A 4,688-nucleotide genomic window follows, 5' to 3' on the forward strand; every position below is an offset into this window, starting at 1 on the left:
AAGTCAAGGCTCACACCGTCGGATCCTGCGACCGTCGCCTGGTTGGTGTCAATAGCGGTGTTAGTCATACGAATCATCCCTTCGTGACCGGATGTTTCGCTTCCGCACCGTTATCGAGACAGACCCAACTCAGGGCCAGCCCGGGGTGCTATTAGCGAGCGGCGGCCATTGGGCCGCTGGTCGGCCGTTCGCGGAAGGCGGCCGTGTTTCGTCCGCGGCCACGTGCCGGTCCATGCTGTTCAATTCTGTGCATCGCTTTCCGTGAGGGGGCGTTGCCGGACGCTTGGGGCTGGTCACCGCAAGTGGAGGTCGCCCTGGCCGGTGCGCCGAGCGTAGGTGCGAAGGTCGTCGATGGTGAGAGCGGGTCTGAGTTCCAGCTGCTGTGAGACGGTGCCGAGCAACTCGGTTACGTCGTCGGCAGTGCGGCGGCGGGCGGAGGTTGCGTAGGTGAGCGCGCGCTCCAGGGCGGCTTGTCGACGGGTTTTGGGGTCGTTGCACCACAGTTGCAGGACGTGGCCGCGGGGCAGCACGCTGTAGGAGCCGAGTTGGTGGAGCGGGAAGGTGCCGTTCTCTCGGGAAGGGGCCTCGTCCCTGGGGTAGTGGTTGGCGTTCAGGGTCAGGCGCGGGACTTGGTGGTCGATCCAGGTCAGGTTTCGTGGGCTGAGATTGCGTTTGCGCAGCCAGTCGCCGAATTGTTCACGTGGGTCGCCTATGTCGCTATGCCCAAGGACATGGTCGAGCGCCGGCCAACTGGAGATGATCGACTCCAGGTGAGAGTCGTCGTTCTCGGCCGCGCCGCAATAGACCAGCAGGCGCGGTCCGGTGGGGGTTTGGGCGCGTATCACGTAGCAGGGCAGGAATGCCTCTGCGATTTCAAGCGTCTTGAGGTCCTCGTGCTCGTCGGGGAGGTTGAAGTCGCCACGGTCTGCGCGCGCGGCCAGCTCAGCGACGGTGTTGGTGCGGAAGGCGGTCAGATGGTCTAGGAGGGCGAACTCGCGCTGCGCGAGCGCTTCGCTTCTGGTGAGCACTCGTACGCCGTTGCTGTAGTAGGCGCTCGGGAGCGGTGCACAGCGTACGCCATCGAAGTACAGCTTGAGCCGGTCCTCTTTCGGGGTGTATCGCTGATCGTCGCGAGCGGCGGACAGGCCGAGTTCCGTGAGGCTCAGCGTGCCGCCTTCGCCCTGGAGGTGGCCGATCTCCGCGAGGAATCGCAGTGTCCTGTCCACCATCGCCTCGGTGAGGCCGAGAAAGGCGGCGATGTCGGCCGTCGAACGGCATTCGGCGTCGACGATGGCCAAGCCCACGTAGCGGTCGAGCAGGTCGAACGGCTCACGGGCCCGGACCATCGCCGACAATTCGACCACGTAGAGCGGCAAACCCATCTGGTGCAAGCGTGTCGGCCGTACTCCCGGCAGACTTGCGGCGTGTTCCAACGCTCGCTCCCGGGGGTAGAGCAACCTGCTGTCCGCGGTTCTCATCGGCCCGCTTCCCCGGCCAGCCGTAGAACGGTCTGCGGGCTGGGCTGTAAGTCGCCGAAAGCCCGCACGTGTTCGAGGAACGCCTGCGCGAAGGATCGGAAGGCGGGATCGCTCGCGTTGGCCAGCGTGCTGGTGTCTCCCACGACGATCAGCCGGTGGCGGGCCCGGGAGAACGCCACGTTGGATCTGCGCAGGTCATCGAGGAAGCCGATGTCGCCTCTCGTGTTGCTGCGGGTGAAACCGAAGATCACGGTGTCGTGTTCGCCGCCCTGGAAGGAGTCGACGGAAGCCACCCGGGCCGCAACGGCAGTCTCGTTGCCGAGGCGGTGTGCGAGCATGTCGGTCACCATGCCGACTTGGGCGGAGAACGGCACGATCACCGCCCAGTCGCCGACGCGCCGGTGGTAGTGGGAAGCCAGGTCCGCGATGATCTCGGCTTCTGCCTCGTTGACCCGGCTGTCGGGTTTCCACGGTTCGTCTGGTCGCGGCCTTCGTTCGCGCCGCTTGGATGTGGCGAGGCCGGAGGTGTCGACGAGCACGATCGGGGCGGCGAACAACTCGTCGCGCCAGGGACGATCCACATCCGCGGTTTCCAGGAAGCCGTTGTAGAAGTGGGCGGAGATGAAACGCGCCAGCACCTCGGGCATGCGCCGCTGGTAGCGCAGCACCTCGCGGTTCTGCGCGGGAACCGCAGGAAAGAGCAGCTCGAAGGCGCTCTTGGTCACGAGGTCTTCCATCGCGGCGCCATAAGGGCGTTGCCGCCCTGCCCACTCTTTCATCTGGGGTTCGTGGTACGGCGGCAGTTGGAGGTGGTCTCCGACCAGAACCGCTCGACGCGCGCGCACCAACGGAACAAGCAGGTCCGGGGTGCTGATCTGGCCGGCTTCATCGATCACCGCCAGGTCGAATCCGACGTCCTTGACGTAGTCTGCTGTAGCCGCAGCGATGCAGGTCGCCCCGACGACATCTGCGTAGCGGATCAGCTCTGGGTAGAGCTGCTCGGTTCTGCGTTCGAGTTTCTCGCGCCATTTCGTCAGCAGCTGGAATCGGCGGTGCGCCAGGGCCGTGGCCCGTTCGGCCGCAGTGAGGAAAGCGGCCAGCGCGGAATGCTCGGCCGCCACATCGGGAAGTAGTTTCGTCTCAGCGCTGTTGGGCGACTGCCCGAGCAAGACGCTCAGTAGTGTGCGCAGCGGCTGCGCCACGTCCGCCGCGTGTTCGGCGGCCTTGCGACGTCGAGCATCGATCTGTTCGTGGCGGCGGACGAGTTCGCCGAGTACGGCGTCGTGCTCGCGCGCCTCGGCTAAGTCTCGCTGCGCCGTCGTCCGGTCGCGCTCGATCGTCGCGAGCGTCTGGCGAGTGCGCGCCAGCTCGCCGGCCATTATCTCGAACCGGTCCCGTGCGCCGGCCGCGCGCTTTCGGAACAGTACGCCGATGAGCCGGACCGCCGCACGTCTGTCGGCGCGTGCAGCCACGGCACCGAGGCGGGCTGTCTCCTGTTCCTGCTGAGTGAGTGCTGCCTGGTGTTGTACGACTGCGGTCCCCAACGCGTCGAGTCGAAGACGCTGTCCCGCGGTGACCAGAGCATCGCGTGCAGCAGCCTCGTCGGCGGCGTGGTGTGTCTGCGCTTCCAGGTCCGTGAGACGTTCAAGTTCCGCCGTCAGGTCGCGGATGCGCAGGGTAGCTTCGCCGCCATCGGGGTTGCTCGAGGCGAGCCGGTGCAGGAGTGGTTCGGTGCGCTCGAGGATGCGCTGTTGAAGAGCTCGGGCTTGAGCCTCCAGCGTCAGTCTTTCGCAGTCCGGTGTGACGCCGCTGCCGACGCGCACGATGGTCAGCTCCGGACCCAGTTCCTTCAGAACATTGTCCACGGCTTGGTTGGTGTACGCGGCGATCAGGACCTTGCGGCGGGTCGCTGCGCACGCGTAGGCGATCTGTCTGATCGTGCGCGTTTTGCCGGTGCCGGGCGGTCCCAGGACCAGCGCCAGATCCGGCACGTCAAGCGCCTTGTGGAAGGCGGAGAGCTGGGAGGGGTCAAGTCTTTCTTTGGGGGTTGCCGCAGCGGCTGGCTGGAAGGGCTGGAAGGCATGATCGACCAGAACGTCGAGCAGGTGGGGATTGTACGAGTGCCCTTCCCGAAGGATCTCGAGTGCCTGAGCCTGCTTGTCGTAGCTGATGGTGTTGGGCGATGCGACGAATGATCCGACCTTGGGAATGCGCGCATAGTCGACAGGACGCTCGAACCTCACCCGCGCCAGGCCGTCGTGGAGGTCCTCGACCTCGCCACGCAAGTCCGGTTCTCCGTCGATATGGACACGCGCACCCACGGTGAGCCGAACCAGCCCGAAGAGCTGGAAACTGTAGACGGAACTAGCCGAGCGACGACGAGCCGCTGTAGCGTCCAAACGCCGGTAGGAGCACAAGCGCGAAGCGTTCTTCCCTGATAGTTCGAGCCTGCGTCCCTGCTCGACCAGCATCTCCAGACGGTCCAGGTACTGAGCGTGATGTTCGGGGAGAGCCAGCGCCACCGCCTCACTCTGATCCGCAGCGGCATTCCAGGCGCTCGTGATAGCGCCCCACCACGAGCGCTGCTCATACGGCAGGTCGCCCGAGTGGGGGTACACGGCCCATCGCCCGGCCCTGAGTACCAGGCTGCTGCGCACGATCTGATCGTGGTCTGTCAAGCTCAGCGGGTGGATCGAATCGATCGAGTAACCGCGCTGGTTCCGAGTCTCATTGAGGGTGAGAGCATAACGGCCGTCGACATAGATTCGAAGGTAATCGCTGCGCCCCGGTTTTCCCGGCATCACTCGCGCTGGAAATCCGCTGCGCGAGCCGACGTTCCACAAATCGTATTCGATGCCTTCCTGGCCAGGCAGAAAAGGATAACGATCTTGCTGTTGTAGCAATTTCATCGGGAAGTTCATCGACCAGGCCAAGCTGACCTCGGAACCCAGCTCGAAAATCCGGCGCGGCACAGGCTCTCCCATCTTCCGTGTAATTCAATCTGCTTCCGATCAAGGTCAGCCTCGATCCGTCAGGTGTAGCTGTTTCCTGATTCACCCCGTGGTCTGCCCGGTATGTCCCTCCGGGTGGTGGGACGGGCCGTCGCGTGTCGCTGCGGGCTGCGCCGGTTTCCACGGGGCCGGGTAGGGCTCGGTGTCCTTTCCGTGCTCGTCGGGGCGGGTTTCGGCTGGTCAGCCGGGTGCCGGTAGC

2 protein-coding genes are annotated in these 4,688 nt (G+C 65.1%); both read right to left on the minus strand.

Annotation, left to right across the window (positions count from 1 at the left end; translation table 11 throughout):
• Positions 1–293 precede the first annotated feature (293 nt).
• Positions 294–1,382 (minus strand): hypothetical protein, encoded by a 1,089-nt coding sequence (locus KGA66_RS28120; protein ID WP_211472476.1) that lies wholly within the window; start codon positions 1,380–1,382, stop codon positions 294–296.
• A 92-nt stretch (positions 1,383–1,474) separates the two neighbouring features.
• Positions 1,475–4,462 carry a DEAD/DEAH box helicase gene (locus tag KGA66_RS28125; protein ID WP_211472478.1) on the minus strand — a complete coding sequence of 996 codons (2,988 nt, stop codon included), beginning with the start codon at positions 4,460–4,462 and terminating at the stop codon, positions 1,475–1,477.
• Positions 4,463–4,688: the final 226 nt, after the last annotated feature.

Origin of the sequence: Actinocrinis puniceicyclus (genome assembly GCF_018283645.1) — a bacterium.
In the GTDB taxonomy this organism is placed as follows: domain Bacteria; phylum Actinomycetota; class Actinomycetes; order Streptomycetales; family Catenulisporaceae; genus Actinocrinis; species Actinocrinis puniceicyclus.

Bases quoted from the DNA above. Each gene is read 5' to 3' on its own strand.
- KGA66_RS28120 (WP_211472476.1), bottom strand. From the start codon at position 1,382: ATGGGTTTGCCGCTCTACGTGGTCGAATTGTCGGCGATGGTCCGGGCC.
- KGA66_RS28125 (WP_211472478.1), bottom strand. From the start codon at position 4,462: ATGGGAGAGCCTGTGCCGCGCCGGATTTTCGAGCTGGGTTCCGAGGTC.